Consider the following 1,010-nt stretch of genomic DNA (forward strand, 5'->3'; position numbering starts at 1 on the left):
ACTGCTTGCTGCGCTTCCACCACATAAGAACCAAGGTCTCGGCCATCGATATCCACAAACACCCAGCCGTTAGGACGTGCGTTTTCGGTTTTGATCATCGGCGGACCGTCTTCGTAACGAATGTCAGCGACATCAGCGAGTGCGATACGCGCTCCATTTGGTGTCACTAGCGGTAAGTTTTGCAGCTTAACCACAGAGTCACGGTAGTCTTGCGGGTAGCGAACGTTAATCGGGTAGCGTTCCAAGCCTTCAATGGTTTCTCCAACATTCATACCACCGACAGCGGTTGAGATGACTTGCTGAACGTCTTTGATGCTTAATCCATATCTCGCAGCAGCGCGGCGTTTAATGTCGATTGTTACATAACGGCCACCGGCTACACGCTCGGCATAAACCGATGAAGTGCCGCGAACGTTGTTCAAGATAGGTTCTAACTGTGCACCAATCTTTTCGATCTCTTTCAGGTCTGGGCCTGCGATTTTGATCCCGATTGGCGTCTTAATGCCCGTCGCAAGCATGTCGATACGCGTTTTGATCGGCATTACCCACGCGTTGGTTAGCCCCGGGAACTGCACGAGATTGTCGAACTCTTTGCGCAATGACTCTGTGGTCACGCCTTCACGCCATTGGTCATGAGGTTTGAGCTGAATTACCGTTTCAATCATGGTGAGTGGTGCAGGGTCGGTGGCGGTTTCTGCACGGCCAATCTTGCCCCAAACCGTTTTGACTTCCGGTACGGTTTTGATCAGCTTGTTCGTTTGCTGAACCAACTCACGTGCTTTACCGATGGAAATGCCCGGGTAGGTGGTCGGCATGTACATCAAATCGCCTTCATCCAATGGTGGGATGAATTCGCTGCCTAGTTGGCTAGTTGGGTAGTACGCCGATGCTAATAGGCCGAGCGCCAGTACGATCATCGCTTTCGGATATTTCAAGCTCAGATTAAGCAATGGACGATACAGCGCAACCAGACCACGGTTAACAGGGTTCTTATGTTCTGGCAGTATTTT

At 51.0% G+C, this 1,010-nt stretch carries 1 protein-coding gene; it reads right to left on the bottom strand.

What is annotated here, in order from left to right; genetic code table 11:
- A partial coding sequence (locus tag R7Q41_RS24450; protein WP_318144763.1) for an efflux RND transporter permease subunit occupies positions 1–1,010 on the bottom strand: 1,010 nt, incomplete at both ends.

This window comes from Vibrio sp. 2096 (assembly GCF_033339595.1).
In the GTDB taxonomy this organism is placed as follows: Bacteria; Pseudomonadota; Gammaproteobacteria; order Enterobacterales; family Vibrionaceae; genus Vibrio; species Vibrio alginolyticus.